This window comes from Chamaesiphon sp. (genome assembly GCF_041737865.1).
Taxonomy (GTDB): domain Bacteria; phylum Cyanobacteriota; class Cyanobacteriia; order Cyanobacteriales; family Chamaesiphonaceae; genus Chamaesiphon.
The window spans coordinates 1-24334 of the sequence record NZ_JBGSQZ010000235.1 but is presented as its reverse complement, the minus strand read 5'-3'; the positions used below and the strand labels follow the sequence as shown (position 1 = coordinate 24334).

The 24334-nt window shown below is 46.3% G+C and carries 22 protein-coding genes and 1 tRNA gene; 9 read left to right on the top strand and 14 right to left on the bottom strand.

The annotated features are described in order from the left end of the window. Nucleotides 1-150 precede the first annotated feature (150 nt). A complete protein-coding gene (locus ACEW9J_RS18000; protein WP_373546480.1) occupies nucleotides 151-765 on the top strand; it encodes a hypothetical protein in 615 nt (204 codons plus the stop codon). On the opposite strand, the gene ACEW9J_RS17995 is transcribed toward ACEW9J_RS18000, so the two are convergent. The 4 genes from ACEW9J_RS17995 to ACEW9J_RS17980 form a co-directional block, all read right to left on the bottom strand. Next, a complete protein-coding gene (locus ACEW9J_RS17995; RefSeq protein WP_373546479.1) occupies nucleotides 721-1071 on the bottom strand; it encodes a hypothetical protein in 351 nt (116 codons plus the stop codon). The two genes, ACEW9J_RS18000 and ACEW9J_RS17995, sit on opposite strands and share 45 nt — an antisense overlap. A 108-nt stretch (nucleotides 1072-1179) precedes the next feature. Next, nucleotides 1180-2175, bottom strand: coding sequence for a ketol-acid reductoisomerase (ilvC, locus tag ACEW9J_RS17990; protein WP_373546478.1), 996 nt, complete (start codon nucleotides 2173-2175; stop codon nucleotides 1180-1182). 174 nt (nucleotides 2176-2349) lie between these two features. Next, a complete protein-coding gene (gene rodA, locus ACEW9J_RS17985; protein ID WP_373546477.1) occupies nucleotides 2350-3600 on the bottom strand; it encodes a rod shape-determining protein RodA in 1251 nt (416 codons plus the stop codon). Between the two features lie 111 nt (nucleotides 3601-3711). Beyond that, a complete protein-coding gene (locus ACEW9J_RS17980) occupies nucleotides 3712-4761 on the bottom strand; it encodes an Mrp/NBP35 family ATP-binding protein (RefSeq protein WP_373546482.1) in 1050 nt (349 codons plus the stop codon). A gap of 567 nt (nucleotides 4762-5328) precedes the next feature. Between ACEW9J_RS17980 and ACEW9J_RS17975 the strand changes: the two genes are divergently transcribed. After that, the gene (locus ACEW9J_RS17975) at nucleotides 5329-5562 is read left to right on the top strand and encodes a hypothetical protein (protein ID WP_373546476.1); all 234 of its coding nucleotides are present in this window, start codon (nucleotides 5329-5331) and stop codon (nucleotides 5560-5562) included. Between the two features lie 297 nt (nucleotides 5563-5859). Here the strand turns inward: ACEW9J_RS17975 and ACEW9J_RS17970 are convergent, their stop codons facing one another. Further along, the gene (locus ACEW9J_RS17970; RefSeq protein ID WP_373546475.1) at nucleotides 5860-7353 is read right to left on the bottom strand and encodes a protein kinase; all 1494 of its coding nucleotides are present in this window, start codon (nucleotides 7351-7353) and stop codon (nucleotides 5860-5862) included. Between the two features lie 467 nt (nucleotides 7354-7820). Here ACEW9J_RS17970 and accD point away from each other — a divergent pair, with 467 nt between their 5' ends. From accD to ACEW9J_RS17950, 4 genes are all read left to right on the top strand, one after another. After that, on the top strand, nucleotides 7821-8693 hold the full coding sequence (gene accD / locus ACEW9J_RS17965; protein WP_373546474.1) for an acetyl-CoA carboxylase, carboxyltransferase subunit beta: 873 nt from the start codon (nucleotides 7821-7823) through the stop codon (nucleotides 8691-8693). Nucleotides 8694-8966: 273 nt separating this feature from the next. After that, a complete protein-coding gene (gene psbV / locus ACEW9J_RS17960) occupies nucleotides 8967-9458 on the top strand; it encodes a photosystem II cytochrome c-550 (protein WP_373546473.1) in 492 nt (163 codons plus the stop codon). 203 nt (nucleotides 9459-9661) lie between these two features. Further along, on the top strand, nucleotides 9662-9994 hold the full coding sequence (petJ, locus tag ACEW9J_RS17955; protein WP_373546472.1) for a cytochrome c6 PetJ: 333 nt from the start codon (nucleotides 9662-9664) through the stop codon (nucleotides 9992-9994). Between the two features lie 261 nt (nucleotides 9995-10255). Next, on the top strand, nucleotides 10256-11482 hold the full coding sequence (locus tag ACEW9J_RS17950; protein ID WP_373546471.1) for a DNA double-strand break repair nuclease NurA: 1227 nt from the start codon (nucleotides 10256-10258) through the stop codon (nucleotides 11480-11482). A gap of 249 nt (nucleotides 11483-11731) precedes the next feature. Here the strand turns inward: ACEW9J_RS17950 and ACEW9J_RS17945 are convergent, their stop codons facing one another. Together ACEW9J_RS17945 and ACEW9J_RS17940 are read right to left on the bottom strand one after the other, a co-directional pair. Next, a complete protein-coding gene (locus ACEW9J_RS17945; RefSeq protein WP_373546470.1) occupies nucleotides 11732-13231 on the bottom strand; it encodes a serine/threonine protein kinase in 1500 nt (499 codons plus the stop codon). Between the two features lie 369 nt (nucleotides 13232-13600). Beyond that, complete coding sequence (locus ACEW9J_RS17940) at nucleotides 13601-14740, bottom strand: anhydro-N-acetylmuramic acid kinase (protein ID WP_373546469.1); 1140 nt, start codon at nucleotides 14738-14740, stop codon at nucleotides 13601-13603. 175 nt (nucleotides 14741-14915) lie between these two features. Here ACEW9J_RS17940 and rpsP point away from each other — a divergent pair, with 175 nt between their 5' ends. Next, complete coding sequence (rpsP, locus tag ACEW9J_RS17935; RefSeq protein WP_373546468.1) at nucleotides 14916-15173, top strand: 30S ribosomal protein S16; 258 nt, start codon at nucleotides 14916-14918, stop codon at nucleotides 15171-15173. Continuing rightward, on the top strand, nucleotides 15170-15610 hold the full coding sequence (locus tag ACEW9J_RS17930; protein WP_373546467.1) for a KH domain-containing protein: 441 nt from the start codon (nucleotides 15170-15172) through the stop codon (nucleotides 15608-15610). Before rpsP ends, ACEW9J_RS17930 begins: the two co-directional genes overlap by 4 nt. A gap of 215 nt (nucleotides 15611-15825) precedes the next feature. Here ACEW9J_RS17930 and ACEW9J_RS17925 read toward each other — a convergent pair whose 3' ends face one another. The 5 genes from ACEW9J_RS17925 to ACEW9J_RS17905 all read right to left on the bottom strand — a co-directional run bounded on the left by ACEW9J_RS17925 (nucleotide 15826) and on the right by ACEW9J_RS17905 (nucleotide 21175). Next, entirely contained in the window at nucleotides 15826-17070 is a 1245-nt protein-coding gene (locus ACEW9J_RS17925; protein WP_373546466.1) for an aldehyde dehydrogenase family protein, read from the bottom strand. A gap of 10 nt (nucleotides 17071-17080) precedes the next feature. Continuing rightward, nucleotides 17081-17524: a hypothetical protein gene (locus ACEW9J_RS17920; RefSeq protein ID WP_373546465.1), complete on the bottom strand. Its 444-nt coding sequence runs from the start codon at nucleotides 17522-17524 to the stop codon at nucleotides 17081-17083. Between the two features lie 121 nt (nucleotides 17525-17645). After that, nucleotides 17646-17717: transfer RNA gene (locus tag ACEW9J_RS17915), tRNA-Gly, on the bottom strand. Nucleotides 17718-17956: 239 nt separating this feature from the next. Further along, complete coding sequence (gene pcrA, locus ACEW9J_RS17910; RefSeq protein ID WP_373546464.1) at nucleotides 17957-20299, bottom strand: DNA helicase PcrA; 2343 nt, start codon at nucleotides 20297-20299, stop codon at nucleotides 17957-17959. A 225-nt stretch (nucleotides 20300-20524) separates the two neighbouring features. After that, nucleotides 20525-21175 (bottom strand): DUF938 domain-containing protein, encoded by a 651-nt coding sequence (locus ACEW9J_RS17905; protein ID WP_373546463.1) that lies wholly within the window; start codon nucleotides 21173-21175, stop codon nucleotides 20525-20527. A gap of 199 nt (nucleotides 21176-21374) precedes the next feature. On the opposite strand from ACEW9J_RS17905, the gene sir reads away from it, so the two are divergent. Further along, nucleotides 21375-23120 (top strand): sulfite reductase, ferredoxin dependent, encoded by a 1746-nt coding sequence (gene sir, locus ACEW9J_RS17900; protein ID WP_373546481.1) that lies wholly within the window; start codon nucleotides 21375-21377, stop codon nucleotides 23118-23120. Nucleotides 23121-23224: 104 nt separating this feature from the next. Here the strand turns inward: sir and ACEW9J_RS17895 are convergent, their stop codons facing one another. Further along, entirely contained in the window at nucleotides 23225-23920 is a 696-nt protein-coding gene (locus tag ACEW9J_RS17895) for a pentapeptide repeat-containing protein (RefSeq protein WP_373546462.1), read from the bottom strand. Nucleotides 23921-23942: 22 nt separating this feature from the next. Beyond that, nucleotides 23943-24182: a hypothetical protein gene (locus ACEW9J_RS17890; RefSeq protein WP_373546461.1), complete on the bottom strand. Its 240-nt coding sequence runs from the start codon at nucleotides 24180-24182 to the stop codon at nucleotides 23943-23945. Between the last annotated feature and the right edge of the window lie 152 nt (nucleotides 24183-24334).

Below are 24334 nucleotides of genomic sequence, written 5' to 3'. Positions count from 1 at the left end.
TTTTTGGAAATAGCTAAAAACTAGAGAATTTTCGTGCTTATTTCATGAAAATTAATAATGATATAAACATCGAGAATGCAATTTCAAGACAGTTTTAATTGGTAGTCTTTGTCGTAGAATTTGAAGTGCGGAATGTGGGTTATCATAATTTTGGCAGTAGCGACCGTCTCCTCTCTAGCAACAGCAGCGATCGCCAATTCACCCGCACCACCCGAACGCTATTGGCTCAAATTCACACCAGCGCAACCCGCCTCAGAAGGCTTACAAATCATCCAGTGTGAGTCGCCTCAATGCCAAAAACCATTGCTAATCATGCAGTATAAAACCTGCACCAAAACGGGTTGCGTACCTGGTGAAGCACTAGTACAACATACTGTTGACACTAGTCTTGGAGCGTGGCAGCCGCATTTTGCTTGTATAGAGAATACCTGTTTCTGGTCATTTAGAGATTTGGATCTGGGCAAATCCCACAACTTCAATCGCAACCTACTCAAAATCATCGCCCAGTATCCCGATCTTGTCAGATCCAGTAATATTTTCAAACTATTAGAGCCTGATGTTTTTGATTCGCTTACCGATATCCCCATCGCAGTTACTACCACTGACTTGCGTGTTTCCCAACCCGTAGATCCGAAGGAACCTTCACCAAGCAAAAATGGTAAAAATGGGATCGCCCAGTTTGCAGCCTTGGCGATCTTACTATTGAGTGTTGGGAGCGAGCTACCAATTGCTTACTTCTACTTCCGCCGTCAACCGCCAGCCTAGAAAAAAGTTGAGATCCTCGATCGCATTGGCAATCTTCCCTCGTAACTCAGTTTGACAGCGGAACTCGCGCAACAAAACAGGTTTAACCAGATGTTTTTCCAATCGTCCGCGTGTGCGGGCAATATAGCCTAGTCCCAGGCAGGCATTAGCCCGCACATTCTCATCGGGATGTTCGGCAAGTCGCAAACAGACATCTTGAGCATATTTCCACTCAGGGCAATACTTACCAACAGCGATCGACAATCTTGCCAAATCGTCGATCGATCCTGTAGCTAATATCGTCTCGATTACAGCTCGATCTTGCATCCGCGCACAATTAACTAGACTTTCAAACTGCCGCTCATTGATGCCAAATCTGTCGGGCTTCGTGCCTCAACATGAGGAACGGCACGATCGCCACAACACTATCTCAGTCTAGTTTTTCTTCAACCAGCTAAACATCGCGCGTAAATCTTTTCCGACTGATTCGATTTGGTGCTCGGCTTCCCGACGGCGAATAGCTGTAAAACCAGCATTACCAGATTGTTTTTCGAGGATGAATTCACGGGCAAATTGTCCGGTTTGAATCTCACTCAGAATTTTTTTCATCTCCACTTTAGTTGCGTCGGTGACAATCCGGGGGCCGCGAGTGTAGTCGCCGTATTCAGCCGTATTCGAGATACTACTACGCATTTCTGCCAAACCACCGACGACGACGAGATCGACGATGAGTTTAACTTCATGAAGGCATTCAAAATAGGCGAGTTCGGGCTGATAACCTGCTTCGACAAGAGTTTCAAAGCCAGCTTTAATAAGGGCACTCAGACCGCCACACAACACCGCCTGTTCGCCAAATAAGTCAGTTTCGGTTTCTTCGCGGAAGGTAGTTTCGAGAATACCTGCGCGGGTACCACCAATGCCCTTAGCATACGCCATCGCTCGATCGCGTGCCTGTCCCGAAGCATCTTGATATACAGCGAACAAAGCAGGTACCCCTTGTCCTTTTTCATACTCATAGCGAACCGTGTGCCCAGGGCCTTTAGGTGCGACCATGATGACATCGACATCGGCAGGCGGTACGACTTGCCCGAAATGAATGTTGAATCCGTGCGCGAAAGCGAGGGTATTACCCGCACTCAGATTGGGTTTGATTTCGTTTTCATAGATACCCCGTTGGACTTCATCAGGTAGCAAAATCATAATCAAGTCGGCGATTTTGGCTGCGTCGGCGACTGTTTTGACTGTTAAGCCTGCGGCTTCTGCTTTAGCTGTAGATTTACTACCTTCATATAAACCAATAATTACACTTACGCCGCTATCTTTGAGGTTGAGAGCGTGAGCGTGACCTTGGGAACCATAACCGATAATTGCGACAGTCTTGCCGTTTAATAAGTCTAAATTCGCATCGGCATCATAATACATCTTTGCCACGATCGATCTCTCCTTAACCTAATACTTATCTATAATATTTCCTATAGCATTACGAGCGAGTGCGTATTTACTCGCTGCGTATTGCCGCAGGCAGAACATCTTACCATGTTGCGGTAGCGCGATCGGGAAGATTCTCCGGCAATTTCAATCGTCACTTTGGAATAACATTGAATTTTAGAGACTAAACCGACGACGATAATTAGCTACAGATTCTACCAAACCGATCGCGATGAAGTTGGTAATCAGTGCCGAGCCGCCATAGCTAATCCAGGGTAATGGAATCCCAGTAACTGGCGCAATCCCAATCGTCATACTGATATTGACTATTACCTGAAAACTAATCATCAGGAAAACGCCAATTGCTAAGAGCGACCCAAAATTATTGGGAGCTTGTTGCGCCACGCGCAATAATCGCCAGCACAAAATCAAAAAGGTCGCCACCAAACACATCGATCCGACAAATCCTAGCTCTTCACCGATCGAGGAAAAGATAAAGTCGGTATGCTGTTCGGGGATAAAATTGAGTTGTGTCTGCGTACCTTGATTGAGTCCCTGTCCCCACAGTTCGCCCGCACCGATCGCAATTCGCGACTGGATCAAGTGATAGCCAGCACCCAACGGGTATTTATCGGGATCGAGAAAAACGATCACCCGCGCTTTTTGGTATTCCTTGAGTACGTGCCAGAATACCTGTCCGATTATTCCAAAAGCAATATTCATTCCGAGCGCGACTGCCGCAGCTATCCACCGGAATGGCAGCGTCAACCAGCCGATGATGCCCATCAGTAACGCCCAAACAATCCAAGCAGGTATACTTAGGCTATACAAAATTGCGGCGAACAGCGGCGATACCAATAGCACTAGCCAACCAGGTTTGGCATTTGCCCAGTACAACATGCCGATCGCGATCGCTCCAAAAACCAATGATGTTCCGAGATCTGGTTGAATGAAGACCAGTAACCACGGTGGTAGTGTAATTGCTAAAGCACTAAAAAATGTCGGGAGCGTATTCGCTGGACGCCGATGCAAAATTGCTGCCAACGTAATAATCAATCCCACTTTGGCAAATTCTGAAGGCTGAACATTGAAACCGCCAATACCGATCCATCGCTGTGCGCCTTTGGCACTACTGCCCATAAAATCTACCGCAACCAATAAGCCATTAGTCAAGCCATAAGTCACCCAGTGCCAGCGGAGTAGATGATTGTAGGAGATCCGCGCAATCCCAAAAGCGATCGCCACTCCGATCCCACCAAAGACCCAGTGTTGCAACCAATGATTGACTGGTTGATTTAACTCCGTACTGTGGATCATCAAGCCACCAAAGAAGGTTAACCCCACAACCAGAAAGATTAACAGCCAGTCCATCTGCTGCCAATGAAGGAATAAATCTTGCCAAGGCGATCGATTTGAGGATTTGTACATGGAGAGGGACGCAGAGGGCGCGGAGTAGTAAGAGAACGCAGAGAGTTGGCTGGTAGTGGTGATGAGATGGATCTGTAATTTCCCTAAAGCCTAAAGCCTAAAGCCTAAAACCTATCCCAAAGCTACCATTGAGACTTTGCCTGCGATCGCTTTGGCAATACTCACTAGAGCTTTTGCTGCGGCTGATTCTGGCTCGGCAAGGACGATCGGAATGCCATTATCGCCGCTGGTGCGAACGGGAATTTCTAGTGGGATGCGACCGAGTAAGGGGACTCCGACCTCGGCGGCAAATTTTTCGCCACCATCAGAGCCGAAAATATCATACTGCCGATCGGGCATGTCTGGGGGAATAAAATAGCTCATATTTTCAACTACGCCCAGTACTGTTGTAAATTTCTCAAACATCCGCAGTCCTTTGCGCGCATCGGCGAGGGCGACGGTTTGGGGTGTTGTCACAATTACGGCTCCAGCCATCGGTACGGCTTGGGCGAGGGTAAGTTGCGCGTCGCCAGTTCCAGGTGGTAGATCGACGATGAGATAATCCAGTTCGCCCCAATTAACTTGATACAGGAATTGGCGGATAATCCCATTTAACATCGGCCCCCGCCAGATCACAGGCTGGTCGCGATCGATCAAAAATGCCATCGATACGACTTTGACCCCATGATTAAAGGCAGGTTCGAGGCTACCATCTGCTGTCGGTACCAACCGAATATCGCTCAATCCAAACATTAAAGGTGCATTGGGGCCGTATATATCAGCATCTAATAACCCGACTTTCGCCCCCAACTGAGCCAGCGCGACAGCCACATTTGCGGCTACTGTACTTTTACCCACGCCACCTTTACCGCTGGAGATGGCGATGATATTTTTGATGCGATCGATACCTACACGGTCTGGCAAGCCCTTTTGTTGCGGGATTTCGGCAGTTACTTCCACTTCTACATCAGTTACGCCAGGAAGCGTTTTGACAGCCTGTTTGCACTCATCGACTATAAATTCACGCAGCGGACAAGCTGGTGTCGTCAATACCACCGTAAATTTCACTACCCCACCATCCACCTGAATATTCCGAATCATATTCAGTTCGACCAGACTCTTTTGCAACTCTGGGTCTTGAACGGGTTTTAGCACTTCTAACACCGAACTTCGATCTAACATTAGGATATATATTTTTTTGATTTTGACACTCTCAGTGGTGAACCGACTGAGATGCTCAAGAACCATAATCTTTGTAGATATTGATTCGTAACGGCTATGCCAAATAGCCCTTAGACAGTCTAGTTGTCTTGTTGCGCTTTTTACCGGAGGGTTCCTCCCGAACGCGCACCGCCAAACCATTCTGCTGACTTTCAATACAGGGCAACAGATTGCGATGCACCAAACCAACCATTTCGGTAAGTCGTCACTTAACTGAGTGTCCCAAGTTAATCGTAGCAGATTCACGAAGGGTTAAAATCGCCGTCGCTAGCTTTCCCTCTCAAGGCTGCCATGCTCCCACATCCCACTCGATTTTCTGTTCTTTGCCTAGACAAACAACTTGCTATCCAAAGCTTTTAGGACTTAGGCAATGCCTAGATCCTACAATCGATCGACATCTCGATCGGTGGAAGTGAAGACCAAATTTGTGCTGTTTATCAGCAGTTAAAAGAGCTAGACCCTATAACCTCGGCTGAATTTCCCCTTCCCAACCCAGCCCCGATCGGCGATCGTACTTCATTTTAACTCTTGCTTGATGCTGAAGCGAGCGCACCTAAAGACGATCGCAAGTTGCAGACAACGATTGCTTGGGTGAAGGCGCGGTTGGATGAGGGGTTGAATCCGATCGTGTGGTGTTGTTATCTGGCGACGGCTAAAGATGTATCCGCACAGCTTACGGAGGAATTGACGAAGAAAAAATCGTCTCAATTGCGGATTATTGCGATTACTGGCGAACAGTCCGTACTGCTTGCGAACGGTTAGGGAATTCCCTCAAACGGGAGAATAAATGGCGGACAGCGCGAGGGATTTCAAGATTTGTAGCTGGGTTTACTCGTTACTTTCAAACTATTTGATGAGAATTGGCGGGAAAGAGTTTTGGGACTTTCGCCGCTCAATGGCGATTTGTTTTGCTCGACAGCTTTGAGTTGTCTCGATGATTATGAGATCGATAGTTGCGACTAATTTGAGGAAGCGAAATAGGTCATAATGCAAGCAAATCGGACGCGGAAACGAAGCTAGGAGCCATTAAATAAAATACTTAGCCCAAATTCAGGTTAACTATTTCTTCAATTCAAATCTATCTACAGTACCTTGAGAATAATCACTCAAATTCAAATCTTTAATTGTCGTGCCCAAACGTCGATATAGTGATTCCTTTACTTCTATCCCAGCACTTTCTCTTCGCATTCCCACGATTGTCAATCTTCGCTGCAACGAATTTCCTTGAGCATCTCGCTTACAATCATCACGGATGAATTGACCTAGATTTAAAATTGGATATTCCTTAACCTGAAATAATTGCTTGACAATTTTATCTTGAATCGTTTTGGCTCGGTTCAGCGCACGTGATTCTTCTTCTGTGCGAGTTCCTTCACAAGAAGCAGTACCGAGAGCAATAATCCGATTGGGATTATCCATGATTTTGAAAATACCCTGTTTTTCTAGCTCCTGTTTGATGACAGATATCGGAATCGATTGAGTTTGTCCCTTGAGTCTAACTTGGTTATCCGAGCCTAATTGCCATTCATATCGATCGCTCAATACCGCCATATTAATCTCTGCTGACTTGCCCCGACTATCTGTCGTAGAGAGATAAGGATAGTACAGAACATTGCCGATCTTTTGGGGCGACTGGGGTACGATCTTGGCAATTAGCGCGGGACATACTTGATTGTGTCTGCCTAGATGACATTCGATCTGCTCTTGATTAGAATAAGCAACTAATCCCGTCGTTGTGACTGATAATATAGCTGTGCTAACCATCGCTTTCAATCGCCAGTTATTCACAGGCGGGGAAGCTAATGCCGCAATAATACAAGCGATCGATTGATGCCGATCCTGAACTTCATTCATTAACATCCGATCGATCGCACAGGCTAGTTTCTCATCGATCTGTCGTTCTTGACTAGCTAACTCCTGTCGCCAAGTCCATTTATTAGTCATAAAATCGTACAGTCGATCGGGCGTAATATCCGTCAGCAAATGGATGCAGGTAGCCCCCAGCGCGTAGACATCACTCGCTGGATAAGCAACCCCCGCTCGAATCTGTTCGGGTGGTGCATAGCCCATCGTGCCGCCTGTTGTCCCGCGCGACATCACGGTACTATTTAGGTGTCTGGACATCCCAAAATCGATGACTACCAGTTGTCCATTGTTGCGCCGCATGATGTTTTCTGGCTTAATATCTCGATGAATCACGCCACGATCGTGAACGAATTTTAAGATCGGTAATAAATCATCTAATAACTGTCGAATTTTTGTCTCAGAATAAGCACCATGCTCGTCTAGTTCTTTGAGTAAATTTTGCCCGTCAATAAACTCTTGAATCAGATAAAATCTGCGCTCTTGCTCCAAATAAGCAAATAATTGGGGGATTTGAGTAGACTCAGCACCCAACCGATCTAATTGCGCCCCTTCCCGTTGAAATAACTCGATCGATTTTTCAAAAGCTTCAACATCATCTAATACCTGTGGAGCTGGAAAAAACTGTTTGATTACACAGCGTTTTTCTGCGGGCATATCGGTATCGATCGCTAGAAAGTTTCGACTCATTCCGCCACTATCGAGAAAACTAATCGCTCGGTAACGATCTTTTAGGAGTAACTTGCTACCACAAGCCTTACAGATTTTTTCCTCACGATCGTTTTGAGGCTGAGGTCAATTAGGGTTGAGGCAATACATGGCTGTGACGGATGACGATGCAATAGGTGAATTTTAGCTTAATGTTACAGACAAGATTGTTAAATTATTTGCTCGATAATATCCTAGTGCTTGTCAGATTTACTCGTAGAATAGCCTAAATAAATCCTAAACTCCTGGCATAAATCAGTTTCATGCCCGTCCTCTGAGGGTTAAGCTGCGATCGCTGATCGCTCAGTCCCTAAATACGTGAAGTAGATTCGACGCATCGCCGCAACTAGTCAATGGTAAGTCAGATGGGAAATCGCCCCTAAACGCGAGATAATATATCTGAGTCGGGATGAATTTTCTATCAATCGCTGTTTACCAATCGCTACTATATGCCCCAAATCGCGTCCCTCTTCGATTGGTTTGCCGATCGTCGGCAGAACATCAGCCCCAGCATCCAGCAACAACAGGAGCGGGAAATTGCTGATGGGCTATGGACAAAATGTGAAGATTGTAACGCGCTCGCCTATACCAAAGATCTCACCGCCAATCAGTTGGTATGTCTAGAATGTGGGCATCACAAGCGTGTATCTAGTCACGAACGGATCGCTCAATTAATTGACGCCGATACCTGGATTCCATTCGATGAAAACCTTCAGCCTACAGATCCGCTCAAATTCAGAGATCTCAAATCTTATAGCGATCGAATTCGCGACACTCAACACAAAACTGGCTTAACCGATGCAGTACTCACCGGAGCGGGAAAAATTGAAGGTTCGCCGCTGGCATTGGGCGTTATGGATTTCCAATTTATGGGTGGGAGCATGGGTTCCGTCGTCGGCGAAAAGCTGACACGGGCGATCGAATATGCCACCAAAAATCGCATCCCCGTGGCGATCGTCTGTGCTTCTGGAGGTGCCAGAATGCAGGAAGGGATGCTCAGTCTGATGCAGATGGCTAAAATTTCTGGTGCGTTAGAACGACACCGCGAAGCGCGATTACTCTATCTCCCCATTCTCACCCATCCCACCACAGGCGGCGTTATCGCTAGTTTCGCCATGCTGGGAGATATTATTCTCGCCGAACCCAAAGCAACGATCGGATTTGCAGGTAGACGCGTGATCGAACAAACCCTACGGGAAAAACTACCCGACGATTTCCAAACCTCAGAATACGCACTCCAAAAGGGTTTCATTGATAAAATTGTCCCCCGCACTCAATTGAAGCGGACAGTTGCTCAGTTGGTGAGACTGCATCAGAGTTAGTGGATAGTGGATAGTGGATAGTGGATGGAAAAAGTTTATCGGATTTTGTGTTTGGTATAAGACTACAAGCGTTGCTCTATTCACCATCCACTATCCACTATCCACTACCCCCCATTGTAAATTTTTCTTTACTTTATGAGGAGAAATGGAGAAATCAGGGTCGAGATAATGAGATGATATGGGTAATATAAGATAGCTGTGGCTTCAGTATTGAGTTTAGCTGTGTTGTGTAGTTATCATTTAATTTAAAGTTATCTTTTTAGAGGGAGAACCATGTTCAAGCGATTCCTGTTGCTGGCTGTGGCAACCATGTTGTTTGCATTCCAAACCTTTATCACCAGCGCGAGTGCGATCGAACTCGATGCGGCAACGCGCACAGTCAAGTTGAACGCAGGGGGCGAAACTGCCACCCTGAATCTCAAACAAGTCAACCAAGGTAGAAAACTGTTTGCGTCAACTTGTGCCCAATGTCATGCTGGCGGTGTCACCAAAACTGACTTTAATGTCAGCTTAGGCCCTGTAGATTTATCCGGTGCCACCCCAGCACGGGATAATGTTGTGGCATTGGTAGACTACATGCACCATCCGACGACCTACGATGGTGAAACTGAAATTGCCGAGTTGCACCCTAGTATGGATAGTGCAGATATCTTCACCGAAATGAAGAATCTATCGGAGGATGACATGTACAATATCGCTGGACATATCCTGATGCAGCCCAAAATCATGGGCGAGCAATGGGGTGGTGGTAAAACAGTTAGATAGTGTGGTGGTGTGAGTATCTTCTGCAAGCAAAGCCAGCGACGATCTTCACCCCATCTCAACCGCCAATGTGCTGAGTCGGAACCTAAGAGGTCACAAAATAGGTGCTTTTACTGGTCACGCCCAAGTATACTTGGTAAAGTCGATCGACAAAGACAAACAACTACTTGTATTGCTTCCTTTAAATTTAGATTAGGAGAAACGTTTTGAAAAGGCTGATTTCAATTTTCACCGTAGCGATCTCACTACTTACCATCGCATTTAGTAGCCCTGCATTCGCGGCTGAAGCAGCTAGTGGCGGCAAAATATTTAGTGCTAACTGTGCGGCTTGTCATGCTGGTGGCAACAATGTCATCATGGCAAAAAAGAATCTCAAGAAAGCAGCTTTGGCAGAATATGGGATGAACTCCATCGCCGCGATTACTACCCAAGTCACCAATGGTAAGAATGCGATGCCAGCATTCGGTGGTAGACTCAGTGCTGCTCAGATTGAAGATGTTGCTACTTATGTTTTGGCTCAAGCTGAAAAAGGTTGGTAGTTAAATAGTTGATAGTTGATAGTTTCATCTTGGCTGGTAATTGTGGAGAGTCGATCGAGAAACTGCTGATAAAGTTGTTGTCGATCCCGATCTTCGATCGCCAGCCATTATCCTATTCAATATGTAGAGCGAGGTTAACAGCGCAAAGCATCTTATCACTACCTCTTGCCCTAAAGCCCAAAGCCCAAAGCCCAAAGCCCAAAGCCTAAAGCCTAAAACCTAAAACCTAAAGCCTAAAACCTAAAACCTAAAGCCTTCCCCATGCTAGATATCAATCAGGTTGCCAAACAATTACCTGGGATCGGTCAACATTTAGTACGTGAGACTGCGGCAAATCAGCAGCGGTTACAATTAGCCACAGCTTCTCTCCAGCAAGCGATTCACAGACAAGTAGAGCTAGCTGCGATCCAGCAACAGTGGCAAAATCGATTATTTTTCAACACATCTATTCCCGTCGAACCCCTTGACACGCGGATTGATATTGCGGCTCCCCCACCCCAGCAAACTGTATTAGCCACAGATGGCTCCCAAATTGCTCCCAGTCATCATGAAATTGCTTATTGCTACCTGATTAACATCGGTAGAGTGATGATTCATTACGGGCAAAATTTGCACCCACTGCTCGATAGCATTCCTGAAGTTTTTTATCAGCAAGAAGATCTGTATATTTCGCGCCAATGGGGAATTAGTACTGAAGAATGGTTGGGCTATCGACGGGCAGTTTCCGAGGCAACAGTGCTGGCAGAATTAGGTTGTAACTGGGTTAATCCACCGTTTGGGTTTGATGGGGTAGATCCAAAATCGATCGCATCCTCGCCTCGTGTACCCACCTTAGCGATGGTAGATGGTTCTCTAGTCTATTGGTTTCTCGAACAATTACCGACAGAAGCCCGCGAACGAATTCTCAATCCGATTTTAGCCGCATGGGAAGAGCTACGTGGAGCCGGAATTCCGATCGTCGGTTATCTGAGTTCCTCTCGGAGTATCGACAATCTCAACCTCCTACGGCTGCTAACCTGTCCCCACGATACACCCGACTGTCCCACCCACTGTGGAGATGCAGCCAAACTCCCCTGTCAGCAGTTTGAAGGGGTGCGAGATACAACATTGTGGAATACGCAACTATCGCCAGGACAACGGAGCTGCTGGTGGCAGAGTACCGCCAAGATTTTGGACTGGTATGATGACTCTCACAAAGTGTATTTTTGCTACCTTCATGTCGGGACAGAAATCGCTCGTGTCGAAGTTCCCGCCTGGGTAGCACAGGATGAAAATCTCTCAAGTACAGCGTTGAGTCTAATCGTCGCTCAAGTAAATAAAGGCTTTGGCTATCCCGTCGCCCTAGCAGAAGCTCACAATCAAGCAGTAGTCAGAGGTGCCGATCGATCGAGCTTCTTCGCCCTCCTCGAACAGGAACTCGTCAAAACAGGCATCAAAAACGTCGGCACATCCTACAAAGAAACCAGAAAACGCGGCAGTGTTGCTTAGGAAGGCTTTAGGCTTTAGGCTTTATGCTTTAGGGAGTTTCAACTCCACAAAGGACAACCATCCACCATCCACCATCCACCATCTTACTTGCTCCGAGAAACTCGACGCTGAAGAGTATTAAGCAGCAGATTCAAACCACCAACAATCATCCCCTTCGCGCCCTTTGCGGTACCAACAAACAACCCCAACTAACCACCAAAAACCCTCAGCGTCCTTTGCGTTAAAAAAATCCCCAACCCCACATCAATATCACTTTTTCCGAGAAATCTGACGCTGAAGACTAGCAAGCAGCTTGGGTTTGAGAGACTCCAACTCCTCCTTGAGCGATCGCTTACTTTCCTTAATTTGACCATGTGCAGCAGAGCTACTTTGACTCTCTGACAACCATTCATTCAACAGTTGAACTTTCCTACTTGGAATTTTGCCATCGATAGTCCAAACGCAATGTTCGTCACCTTCAAGGGCAAATAATACCAGTCGATAGGTACCTGTCTGGGTGAGGATTTGGAGTATTTTCTCACCGAGCGGTTTTTTGAGATCTAGATAGCAAGGCAACATCCGGTGCTGCTGCTCATCTTGATACAGTGTCGTCAGCCACAGGAGCATTGGATGGGGGGAACCGACAAAGAGAAACTGAGAATGCGGTTTATTATTCTTGTATTTCTCGACGTCAACACCAGCCAGCATGATCCACATGGTGACTAATTCGGTATTTTCATACTGGATTAGTTGCGGAAAGACGATTTCAGCTCTAGGCTTGTCTTTGGGCCATGTACTTTGACGACAGATATCGTCAGCAGTAGGTGGTGTGTGCTGGTGCGATCCAGATTCTCTAAGGTTATCGTGTGCGATGCCAGAGGACAATTCTCGCGCTAAGTTTTGTTCGACTTGTTCGAGACTTTTGAGGATCTCAGTTACGCTGGATGGACGTTGCTCGGCGGTTTTTGCCATACATTGATTGACAACATCGATCAATCCCTGTGGTAGGTTTAGTTTAGCCCTAACTTCGCTAAACAATTTGGGTGTTTGATAGTGATGAGATTGAAACCAGCCTTCAAATGAACTAGCTTTGGGCTTGAGCGGAAGTTCGCCTGTGAGCATTTGGAACATCATAATTCCCAAGCTGTAGATGTCCGCACGATTATCGAGCGTTTTACCATCCATCTGTTCGGGCGAACAGTATGCAGGTGTCCCCATAAATCCAGTTGGGGATTCATCGGATTTGAGTAAAGCGATGCCAAAATCTAGCACCTTAACTAATTCGCCGAGGGTGGCATCTTTGACGACAATTATGTTGCTGGGCTTGATGTCGCGGTGAACAACTTGGGTAACATTGCCATCGATTTCAATCCCATCATGGGCGCATTGTAACCCCAGACAAATCTGCCGCATGAAGCTAAAAAACTTCGGTAGTGGCATGGGTTTATTTTGCATCACATCTTTGAGACTAGATCCTTTGAGGTATTCCATCACATAGAAGGGCATTTCCTCATCATCGACTCCATAGTCTCGCACTTTGACAATGTGGATACTTTGTTCCCCCAGCAAGGCACTAATAGTTGCTTCGCGCATAAATCTATCCCTCACCCGCTGAGTCATTTTCGCGCGCGACAAAAATTTGACTGCTACAATTACACCCCCCAGGAGTGTATCTTTAGCTTGGTACACTTGTCCCATCGAGCCTTTCCCCGCGATCTCTAATAATTGATAGCGTTGAACCAGTAAGCGACCATAATATTCATCTCTCACGAGATCGATGCCTCCATGCCGCTCGATAATGAGATGGGCAACAAATTAATAGTACTAATCAACTGAACATAAAAATTGAACATCAACACAAAAGCGATCGAGTTAAGCTACCTTTGTCTGGATCGGTGTTTGCCCGATCCACATCGATTTTCTGCTCCAGAGCAACAAAGGAATGAAAACCGTTATTTTATCTAGTAAATATTTACTCGATATTTTTAAAATGCCATTCTGTTGAGTCTCGATCGAATTGTAATTACTCTCCATCATCATATATCCGTATCATCAATCACAGGTGATAACTATTATTACCAATCGATCGACTTACCAGATGGTAGAGAATTTGACGCTCTTCTTTCAAATATACCCAATTCATTGCCAATGATGGACATCACCCAACAGTACTGGGTATTTTGCTCCGGTAGCTGTCGGTAAGTTGCCAGGAATTTGATGATGTCGCCAGTAGGCTAAGACAGCAAAAGCGATCGCTTCTTTATAGTCTCCATTTACTCCCGCATCATCAGTAGTGCCGATCTCCATACTGGGGAGGTGCTGCTGGAGACGTTCTCGCAGATAGAGATTGCGGCTACCCCCGCCACACAGCAATACTCGCTCTGGTAGTTGTGGCAAAAATCGGCGGTAACTATCAGCGATGCTACTAGCAGTCAAATCCGTCAGAGTAGCCAGCAGATCTGCGGGAGTAAGCTGGTAGCCGTTCGCATCATCGATACAATTCTGGAGATAATCTGCTCCAAATAGCTCTCTTCCTGTCGATTTGGGAGGTGGGGCACTAAAATAATCCTGTGATAACCATCTTTGAACTAATGGTTGACAAACCTTGCCTGTAGCCGCCCACGCGCCATCTCGATCGAATGTTAATTCACCCTGACTGAGTTGGGTCACTGCGAGGTCGAGTAAACTATTTCCAGGGCCTGTATCCCAACCACAAACTTTTTGCTCCCAATCGGGCTGACTATTGGGCGGTAGATAGGTGACATTCCCAATCCCACCGATATTCTGAACGCAGCGATGCTCGTGGGGATGGCTCAGGAGATAAGCATCTGGTTTGGGTACCAGAGGCGCACCTTGTCCGCCTGCGGCAATGTCGGCGGCGCGGAAGTTGTCAATGGTGGTAATTTGGGCGATCGCAGCGATCGATTCTCCCCGCCCAAGCTGGAGACTATAACCCATCTTTTGGTCGGTTGTAGGGCGATGGAACACTGTCTGACCGTGCGAACCGATCGAGATAGCCGTGGGGTGGTGAGATTGAATATCAATTGCCGCTTGGGCAAAACATGCCGCGATCGCATCATCTAATCCTGCTAGTTCGAGCATCGATAATTTTTCACCCGCACACACTGCCAAAATTTGCGATCGGAGATCCTCAGGGTAAGGATAAGTGTCCCCAGCCAGCAACTCTACCCGCAAATCGAGTGTCGTTCCGGCGATCTCTACCAATGCAGCATCGATCCCGTCTACCGATGTCCCACTCATTAGCCCAATTACTTTCATAGTCCCTACTGTGTCAATCTCGATTCATCACTAGTTGGATGCCGATCGCCAACCTGCCGATCCTCACTGCACTTTAGATCGACATTTAGACAGATTGTCCAACTGCCATGTTATATTGGAAAGGCTGTGGGTCGATCGTGTAACTCACTAATATTATCAGTTAAACTGTCTCAAAATGATTAAAATACGACTCAAAAGATTTGGTAAAAAGCGGGAAGCTAGTTACCGTTTAGTCGCGATGCAAAGTACTACTAGACGCGATGGCTGTCCCCTAGAAGAATTAGGCTTCTACAATCCCAGAACCGACGAAGTTCGGCTCGACACCGATGCGATCCTCAGAAGACTTCAACAAGGTGCCCAGCCAACCGAAACCGTACGTCGGCTGTTGGAAAAAGCTAATATTATCGAGCAAAAAGGTGTCAAAGTATCGTGATCTCGACCGATCGACTCAATTTGCCTGACTACGAGCAACTAGTCAAATTTTTATTTCAACCGTTCTTGAGTACGACAGATGCGATTGGCGTTGATTGTGAATACACGATCGAGCGCAATCGGATCTGGATTCGGGTGGCTGTGGCGGAACCAGATCGCGGTAGTGCCTTCGGTCGCGGCGGTCGAAATATCCAAGCAGTTCGCACCATTCTTCAAGCAGCAGCGTCAGCCGTAGGTCAATCTGTCCATCTAGATGTCTATGGGAGCAATCCCAGTAGTTATTCGGACTCAGATCGATCGCGAGATGGCGATCTAAATCCGCCAGCCGCGAGTAACAAACCTCGCAGTGCGCCACCAACCCGTCGCTCGTCCAATGGTGAGGACAAACGTAATGGTGACGATCGCCCCAGCGTACCACCTCCACGCCCTCGGCGGTAATTGTTAGAAGATAAACGCTGCTACAGATCCAAAGTCCGCAGCCGACACAGAGCAAATCTGCACCAGGCGGATGTGGCAGATGTAGCAGCAATAGACATCGGGCGTTGCTGATTTGAGGGATGATGTCCCTTTTTATGCAATTCCGAAATCCCCCAGTCACATCGTCTTTCATACCCGGACGCTTTGCATCCTGATTCAGCACCGCCAAATACCTATTAGCCCATCGTCACCTGCTGCGTTGCGACGAGTGAGGCTAGTGCGATCGCGCCACGCTGGGAACCATGATAATTGGACATCCCCAGCCAAATCCGATCGCTACCTCGTTGGTGGCGGTGAAAGCGAGGGGAAGCGTTAATGTATACGTAAGCACTATTAATCCCAGCGACGAATTGCTGGGTTTCTAGGTAAGAATCAGTAATAATCCCATCAGCGTGTCCGCTACTATCACGATCGATCGTCGAGATCGCTTCACCCACGCTTTTGACAGACTTGAATGCGACAATTTTCCGTAGATATGGTTGATGCCATTCTGTCTCAGGGGCTAATTGGAGATATTCTCCATAACTAGCAACCAACTCTCGATCGCCACGCAGTTGAAACCCCCGATCTTTTAAACTTTTCCAGAGTGTCGTCAGAGATGTTGAAGATCGATCGGTATGAATCAAGACCTTCTCGATCGCGTTGACAGCATCTGGCTCACCCACATGACTATCACAGATCGCGTGACGGACTAGCTCCAAATTCCCATTCGCGCCCCAGTACAGATAACAATTCCCGATCGCGGCAGGCAAAATCGATACTGTTGCTTGCTGAGTGACTTGATGAATCAAGCTCGGTCTGCCATAACAAATCGCCAAATTTACCTGCTGAGTGTGGGTTAATAGCTCATACAAGAGGCTAGGAGTAGAGTCAACTAGCTGGATAGCATCGATCGGAAAATCAGCTCGTTCTAGGCCAATTCTGAGCGCAGTTGAGATCGCCAGATTGGTATGTTGTGCCTCGGTACCACCACGGAGGATAATGCTATTACCTGTTTTAAGACTCATACCTGCGGCAATAGCACCCAATTCTGGTAGAGCCTCATAAATGAAAGCTACCGTACCCAACGGTCTAACTTGGCTGTAACTATGGCGATCTCCTGCTGGTGAACCGAGATCTTTACTACCATACATTGATGAAAGTTCGCCCACACGATGCAACAGATCTATGTATCTCTGAAGACGTTCGGGAGTGAGTTTTAGCCAATCCAATAGCAGATCGGAAACACCTGATTCGCGACTTGCCTCCAGATCGAGAGTATTGGCCTCCAGGATATCGTGAAATGCACCTCGCAGGGCTGTCGCCATCGAGCCGATCGCCTGTTCTCGTTGCTTGCTGCTAGTGTGCGTGATGTGTCGTCCAGCTTGAACGGACTGATGCAATACGCTAGCTAGGCTGGGGTTAGCACTTGCATTTTCCATAAAGAGGTTCTTAACCTTGGTCGAATAACCAGAGCATAATAATGGTGGAGACAACAATAGTTATCGCCATTGATAGTACAAGATTAAAGCTATGATTGGTTGGCGTTATTCCACAATAAATTCGCAGTACGATTAGCAACACGCTAGTTACACTCAGATATTCGATCCACCGCGTCCACCGCTGTGGCGATCCCAAAAATGTCCAAAAAGTACCGCTTGGCAAAGATCTCAGATTTCGCAACCGTTTCCCATCCCAATAATAACGCCGTTTGTAGGGAGAAGTACCCCCTAATTCTTCGATTGCCAGACTATCTTTCTGCATTACAAAGAGATGGTGGCAGCGATCGCATCCAAATGCTTCTGTCAGGACGATCTGTTGCAATTTTCCGTGGAGGTGGCACGGACAGGGATATTCTCGGTCTAAATAAATTTGCTGCTGTTGATAAGGTGACACAGGAAATAGAGCAGATTATTGACGGTGCTATTGATATGGTAGATGATGTACTCTCGATAGCACAAAAAAAGATCCTCTAATGTCAGAAGACCTTCAATCATTGTGAATCTAAATTTCGTTAAGCGGGAGACGCGATTCGAACGCGCGACATCAACCTTGGCAAGGTTGCGCTCTACCACTGAGCTACACCCGCATTTGGTGTTTTTAACCACGTATACTATATTCCCATAAGATCGATTGTTTGTCAACATCTTGGTAAAAGCGTGGATTTCTAGCTATTTTGGTACGAGCGCATCTTGCCCCAATTGAAATATGCTATTGCTTGGTATAGATCCAGGGTACCCACAAGGGGCACCCCGACAGGTTAATTGTGTAGCCGGGTGGATTAATTGTGAGGGAATAAAATCTACGACCAATTATGAATGAGATATATCATTCAATTTTTTGCAAGCCTACAATCTTCGGATCGATGATTTTCTGTCCGACATTGGGAAACTTAATCGCTACAGATTGTTTATTCCCAGTCCCAAATACATGGGAAATTTGACCTACCCCAAAACTGCGATGAATCACGCGATCGCCCACCCGCCAGCCTGTTGTCTGACTAGTAGCATTACCGACGGTTTTAGGCTCTTTTGGCGAGGTTCTAGCGGTAGTTTTTGCTGTAGCGATCCCGCGCAGATTGGTATTGAGTAATTCTGGTGGTAATTCGCCGATGAATTGCGATCGAATGGCGGGTTCTCTGGAGCCATATAATCGACGTTCCCGCGCGTGGGAGAGATATAACATTTCCTGAGCGCGAGTGATGCCGACGTAGCATAACCTGCGCTCTTCTTCGACAGCTAATGGATCGTTGAGCGATCGAAAACTCGGGAATAATCCGGCTTCTAATCCCACCAAAAAGACGATTGGAAATTCTAATCCCTTGGAGGCATGTAATGTCATCAATGAGACAGCTTCTTTACCTTCTTGGAGATTATCGAGATCGGAACTGAGTGCAGCACTACTTAAATATGCTTCGAGTGTGGGTGTCTCATTTTCTTCCTGAAACTGAATCGTCGCGTTGACTAATTCTTGGATGTTTTGAACGCGCTCTAAGGCTTCATCTGTACCTTGAATTTGGAGTTCGTGAACGTAACCAGTATCTTCAATTATACCCGTAACTATATCGACAACCGGACGAGTTTCGGCTTCGCTGCGCCACTTATTAATAATCTGGGCAAAAGTCAGTACGCCTTTTGACGATCGTCCGGCGACTGTTTTTACAGATGTATCATCATTAAGGATTTCCCATAGGGGTACGCCTAATTGATGAGCGGCATTTTGGAGGTTATCGATCGTCGTTTGTCCGACTCCTCTTCTGGGTGTATTAATTACCCGCAGTAGACTAACTGTATCGCTAGGATTGGCAATTGCGCGTAGATAAGCAATCATATCCTTGACTTCACGCCGATCGTAAAACTTCAGTCCACCCACGATTGTATATGGGACTTGCGCTCTTACAAAAGCATCCTCGATCGGTCGGGATTGAGCATTGGTGCGGTATAGTGCCGCAAAGTTACCATAGTTAAGTTCGGAATTTTCGCGTAGTAGCTTCCGAATCTGACTGACGATAAACTCCGCTTCATCGATTTCGTTATCGGCTTTATATAAAAAGATTGGTTCGCCTTCGCCCCGCGTAGCGATCAGAATTTTATCGATTCGTTGAGTGTTATGTTGAATCAGATGATTGGCGGCTGCTAAAATATTCTCACGCGATCGATAGTTTTCTTCCAGCTTGACCATTGTTTCGGTGATATCATCTGCCTTACTATCGCCGAAGTCATCCTGAAAATTCATCAAGATCGTGAAATCAGCCGCACGGAAAGAGTAAATCGATTGATCGGCATCACCTACGACAAAGATCGAGCGATGTTCCCAAGCATCGAAGGTTTTGCTATCGACACCATTGGTAACTAAAAGTTGAATCAGATCGTATTGAGTCCGATTGGTATCTTGATATTCATCAACTAATATATGTCTAAATTTGCGATGCCAATAATCTAAGACTTGAGCATTTTGGCGAAATAGATGAACGGGAACTAATAAAAGGTCATCAAAATCGAGTGCATTATTAGCACATAGCGCATCTTGGTAATGCTTGTATACATCTGCAATTACCCGCCCTCGATAGTCATTTTGCTCCCTACTATATTCATCAGGCGATAACCCCTGATTCTTGGCAGTACTTATTGCATACCGCACAGCACGCGGCTCAAACTTCTTATCATCCAAATCTAACTGCTTCACCACGATTTGCTTGACTAGTCCCTGACAGTCAGCATCATCAAAGATCGAGAAACTTTTATTCCAAGTTCGCCCCTTCTCATCCTGATATTTTTCGATATCATATCGAAGCACCTTGCTAAATAAACCGTGAAATGTCCCAATCCATAAGTCTTTAATAATCGTCTTGTAGACATGCGATCGCATCTGAGTTTGCTGATACTCATCCAATGCGCCCCACGCTTTACCATACTTTAATTCTGACTGTTGTTGGGCAAATAAAATCTCGATTCGCGATCGCATTTCTTTGGCAGCTTTATTGGTAAATGTAACTGCTAAGATATGCGAGGGATCGACATGATGTGTCCGAATTAAATTGGCAATTCGATAAGTCAGGGCGCGAGTTTTGCCGCTACCAGCCCCAGCGACTACTAATAAGGCTCCACAATAGTGCTCGACGGAACGCCGTTGGGAGGGATTGAGATGAGCGAGAAAGTCGGTATTAGCCATTGAGGGAGATGTGAGGGGATTTCTGGAGGTGTTGCGGAGATTTACCCACCCCGAATCAGCCTTGCGGCTAATTCGCCCCTCCGAGGAGGGGATTTACCCCCAATCCCTATTCCAAGTGGGCTTTCCAGCTCCCCCCCTTTCCAAGGGAAGGATTAGGTTAGAAAATCCCCTCCGAGGAGGGGTGCCCGTAGGGCGGGGTGGGTAGATCTCCGCCGAAGTCAGATATTATCCAACCAATTTAAAGACAACCGAGAGATTATTCGCTGGCATTGGGTAAACTTTTTGAAGCTCTAAATGATGACTGTGGGCAACACGAGTTATTTCTTCCAAATCTCGAATCCCCCATTCTGGATTCTGGCTTTGAAGGCTGGCATCAAAGGCAGCATTGCTGGGGGCTGTATGGACTCCGCCTTGCTTGAAGGGGCCATATAAGTACAAGATACCATCGATCGGGAGAACGCGTTTTGCACCTGAAAATAGTCCTAGATAAGCCGATGGTGGCGCAATATGAATCATATTAATATTCACGATTGCTGTAATTGGATGTTGCTGTAGATCGCAATTTGGTAACTCTTCTGATTCTACCAACCACTGGGAACTACTGGCATCGAGATCGATCGGGGGATATATATTATCGCACGGTGCGGACTGTTGCCAAGCAGCAATACTCGCTCTAGCATCGGGATTGGGATCTGAGGGTAGCCAATAGCGCGGCGCGAGTCGGGGAGCCATAAAAATCGCATGTTCGCCAGTCCCACTGGAAATTTCGAGAATCGTACCTGTTGGTGGTAATACTTGCCGCAAAACTGCGAGAATTGGTTCGCGATTGCGTTCGGTGGCGGGTGCGTACCGCCGGAGATCTGGGGTGTCTGCCATCGATCCTCAACTACTGAGATTTGATTACCTCAGTATAAGCTAGCCTTCGAGTGTTAAAATCCGATCTAATGGCGACTAAATTACGAGATTTTCGCTTTGAACCACCTCAACGCAAACGTTAGAATAGACAGACTATAGATCTTAATTATTAGGATTACTATAAGCTAGATTTTCGCCTGCAAGTATCCTTAAACTCAGTCTGGTTAACACTTCCGCCCCCAAAAAACTCGCCAAAGTAGAACATTTAAAGACAGATAGTAACTATCTGCGGGAACCTGTTGCCAGCGAGCTACTCCTCGATACAAATTATTTCACAGAAGACGCGATTCAGATTCTCAAGTTTCACGGCTCCTATCAGCAAGATAATCGCGACAATCGCGTCAAAGGTGCCGAAAAAGATTATCAGATGATGCTCCGCACCCGTAATCCGGGCGGATTTATCCCCCCCCAATTGTACTTGGCACTCGATCGATTGGCGAGTGACTATGGGAATGAAACCATCCGCGCGACTACCCGCCAGGGTTTCCAGATGCACGGTATTCTCAAGCAAAATCTCAAGCCAGCCATCGCCGCGATCGTTCAGAACATGGGTTCTACCCTCGGTGCTTGTGGCGACTTGAACCGCAACGTGATGGCACCCCCAGCACCCTTCAAAAATAAGCCTGAATATGTCCATGCTTGGGAATATGCCGATCGGATCGCCGATCTGCTCACGCCCCACACAGGTGCATATTACGAGATCTGGTTGGATGGAGAAAAAGCTATCAGTGGCGAACCCGCACCCGAAGTCAAAGCAGCATTAGCACAGGACACCAATCATACAATTTTCCCCGGCGATGTCGAACCGCTGTATGGGATGCAATATATGCCCCGCAAATTTAAAATTGCGGTAACTGTACCTGGGGATAATTCGATCGATATCTTCTCTCAAGATTTAGGATTAGTAGTAATAAGTAATGCTAAAGGACAATTATTAGGCTTCAATATTTATGCTGGTGGCGGATTGGGACGCACTCATAATAAAGAAGAAACATTCGCACGAATTGCCGATCCGATCGGGTATGTAACTAAAGCAAATATCTACGATCTAGTTAAAGCGATCGTCTCTACTCAACGCGATTATGGCGATCGTACCAATCGCCGTCACGCGCGGATGAAATACCTGATTCACGATTGGGGCGTGGCTAAATTTAAAGCCAAAGTTGAAGAATATTATGGCAAAAAAATTCAACCACTCAAGCAACTTCCCGCTTTTAAATATATCGATTTCTTAGGTTGGCACGAACAAGGCGATGGTAAAGTATTTCTAGGTATTTCTGTTGTCAATGGGCGGATTAAAGATGAGGGCGATTTCAAACTTCGCACTGCATTGAGAGAAATCGTGCAGACGTATCAAATCCCGATGCGCGTCACGCCCCATCAAAACGTGCTGATTTACGATATCGATCCCGCCGATAAAGCTGCGATCGACAAAATCTTAATCTCCAACGGCATCGAGCCAGATCCTCTCAAAATCGATCCCCTTGTCCGCTATTCGATGGCGTGCCCAGCTTTGCCTACCTGCGGTCTAGCCGTCACTGAATCCGAACGGATCGCCCCCAGTGTCAATGAGCGTTTTCGCGCCCTCCTGACCGAGTTAGGCTTACCTGACGAGCAATTCGTCATCCGCATGACTGGTTGCCCCAACGGTTGCGCCCGTCCCTACATGGCGGAAGTCGGCTTCGTCGGTAGTTTCCCCGAAAGTTATCAAGTGTGGCTGGCTGGTTGTCCCGCTCAAACTCGTCTGGCGCAGGTTTACACCGACAGAATGCACATTAACGATTTGGAGACTTTCTTTACACCGATTTTGAAGTACTTTAAGATCGATCGTAAGCCTGATGAAGGTTTTGGTGACTTTTGCAATCGCGTTGGTTTAGAATCCATTCGCGAGGTTTGCAAGCATTAAGTAACATCAAAAATCAGTAGGTTGGGTGGAGCAATGCTCCACCCAACTAACATACCAATACCATAGAAATATTAAGTTTTATTATTCAACTCAGCACACAAATATTATTGGCGATGTATTACGATTTTCTGTAAGAAATCCAATGCTTCTTTTAATCCAACATTATGTGAACGGCGATATTCTCTAACTGCTTCTATACGCCGATCCTCTAACCACATTTTTACGATATCAGAATCAAAAAGTAATTTTACCTTTGAAAATTCGATAATAGCTCCTCGTGTGACTAAATTCTGCTTTTCAATCTCTGAAAGCCCCCAAGCTTCACCTAGTCTTGCTTTTTCAATATTAGCATCTCGAAAAAGATCTATATTCTCAAAATGAACTTGCTTTAGTTTTGCCTCAAATAGGTTAGCTCCCGTAAGGTCAACATCCCAAAGCTGAGATTCACCTAAATTTGCATTTTCTAGATTTGCTCCTTTTAAATTGGCTTTTCCTAGATATGTTCGACGCAAATCGGCTCCTTTGAGGTTAGCCCCACTTAAATTAGATCCTCGTAAGTCTGCCCCTTGTGGGTTTGCGCCTCGGAGATTAGCATTACTTAAATTCGACCCACTCAAGTTAGTTACTTTGAGGCTTGCTGCTCTGAGATTAATACTCACCATATCAGCAGAAAAAAGCATAGCTCGATCGAGAATCACTTTTTTGAGAATCTGTTCGCGTAGACTTGCATTTTGTATAGCGATACCATGAAAATCACGTTTTCCAGCACTGTATAACGATAGTAGCTCCCTTGTGTTCATAACCTATCTCTTACATGCCATATCATGACTCAGCAATAATCCGAGCATTCATCAGTGTGAAAATTCGATCGAGTTCAGTAATACCCGCAAGTTCGGCGATTTCTTCGGCGGTTAGGAGGTTCGCTTTTTGACGATCGATTAATACTTCTAGACGGGCTTGAAGATCGTCTGTAAACTTGAACAAGCTCAGTCCGCGCACTTTTTGGATCTGGATACCAATTTCGATCCAGAACGACGGCTGTACCATTGTTTGAGTAATCATCTCGTTGGCGGAGCCTCTTCTAAGAAACTCAACCTACAAGTGGCTCAGGAACTAGATCGAAGCCCATTTTTTTCGCCCGTTGTTTGAGATGTTTGAACACCCGTTGTTGGTATTGTTGCTCATAAGCTTCTGCGCCAGCATCCACAAAATCT

What these genes read in the sequence shown, in the direction of transcription:
- ACEW9J_RS17995 (WP_373546479.1), bottom strand. Translation starts at nt 1,071, where the DNA reads ATGCAAGATCGAGCTGTAATCGAGACGATATTAGCTACAGGATCGATC.
- rodA (WP_373546477.1), bottom strand. Translation starts at nt 3,600, where the DNA reads ATGTACAAATCCTCAAATCGATCGCCTTGGCAAGATTTATTCCTTCAT.
- ACEW9J_RS17980 (WP_373546482.1), bottom strand. Translation starts at nt 4,761, where the DNA reads ATGTTAGATCGAAGTTCGGTGTTAGAAGTGCTAAAACCCGTTCAAGAC.
- ACEW9J_RS17970 (WP_373546475.1), bottom strand. Translation starts at nt 7,353, where the DNA reads ATGAGTCGAAACTTTCTAGCGATCGATACCGATATGCCCGCAGAAAAA.
- accD (WP_373546474.1), top strand. Translation starts at nt 7,821, where the DNA reads ATGCCCCAAATCGCGTCCCTCTTCGATTGGTTTGCCGATCGTCGGCAG.
- psbV (WP_373546473.1), top strand. Translation starts at nt 8,967, where the DNA reads ATGTTCAAGCGATTCCTGTTGCTGGCTGTGGCAACCATGTTGTTTGCA.
- ACEW9J_RS17950 (WP_373546471.1), top strand. Translation starts at nt 10,256, where the DNA reads ATGCTAGATATCAATCAGGTTGCCAAACAATTACCTGGGATCGGTCAA.
- ACEW9J_RS17940 (WP_373546469.1), bottom strand. Translation starts at nt 14,740, where the DNA reads ATGAAAGTAATTGGGCTAATGAGTGGGACATCGGTAGACGGGATCGAT.
- rpsP (WP_373546468.1), top strand. Translation starts at nt 14,916, where the DNA reads ATGATTAAAATACGACTCAAAAGATTTGGTAAAAAGCGGGAAGCTAGT.
- ACEW9J_RS17925 (WP_373546466.1), bottom strand. Translation starts at nt 17,070, where the DNA reads ATGGAAAATGCAAGTGCTAACCCCAGCCTAGCTAGCGTATTGCATCAG.
- pcrA (WP_373546464.1), bottom strand. Translation starts at nt 20,299, where the DNA reads ATGGCTAATACCGACTTTCTCGCTCATCTCAATCCCTCCCAACGGCGT.
- ACEW9J_RS17905 (WP_373546463.1), bottom strand. Translation starts at nt 21,175, where the DNA reads ATGGCAGACACCCCAGATCTCCGGCGGTACGCACCCGCCACCGAACGC.
- ACEW9J_RS17895 (WP_373546462.1), bottom strand. Translation starts at nt 23,920, where the DNA reads ATGAACACAAGGGAGCTACTATCGTTATACAGTGCTGGAAAACGTGAT.
- ACEW9J_RS17890 (WP_373546461.1), bottom strand. Translation starts at nt 24,182, where the DNA reads ATGATTACTCAAACAATGGTACAGCCGTCGTTCTGGATCGAAATTGGT.